Below are 597 nucleotides of genomic sequence, written 5' to 3'. Positions count from 1 at the left end.
GCAGAGGAAAAACTCTTAATCCTCAATGAAGTTTTACGAAATGGAATCCATAAGGTAATAACTAAGTACAAGATTAGCCAAAAAACTATCAGGCGGTGGAGTCTTCTATACAAGTATCAGGGAATGCCAGGACTTCAAACAAGTCATCATAATCAAAGCTACTCTAAAGAATTTAAAAACTCATTGGTTGAACAATATCAACAAACAGATGAGGCATTAGATTTATTTGCGATAAAACACGGTTTACGATCTCAAAGGCAACTAGAACAATGGATTATCCGGTATAATGAATCTAACTTAAAGGCCTATACGCCAAGAAAGCGAGATTCAAAAATGAGTGGACGAAAGACTGACTTTGAAGAACGACTTACTATCATTGAAGAGTTGATTAAGCATGATGTGAACTACAATTGGGCAGTTGAAAAGTACCATATTAGTTACCAACAAGTTTATGGCTGGTATCAAAAGTATCGCAAAAGCGGTAATGACCCAGAATCACTTCGTGATCGCCGAGGCAAAGCTAAGCCAGAAGAGAAGTGGACGGAAGTTGACCGACTCAAGGCAGAAAATCGCTTATTAAGGGCTCAGCTAGAAAAG

The 597-nt window shown here is 38.2% G+C and carries 1 protein-coding gene; it reads left to right on the top strand.

Translation table 11 applies throughout. The features are described 5' to 3' along the window. The coding region (locus tag DTK66_RS10905) for a helix-turn-helix domain-containing protein (RefSeq protein ID WP_191668691.1) at positions 1 to 597 on the top strand (597 nt) is incomplete at both ends.

This window comes from Limosilactobacillus walteri (assembly GCF_014830205.1).
Lineage (GTDB): Bacteria > Bacillota > Bacilli > Lactobacillales > Lactobacillaceae > Limosilactobacillus > Limosilactobacillus walteri.
Note: the sequence above shows the minus strand (reverse complement) of the source record. Positions and strands in the feature narration are given on the sequence as shown.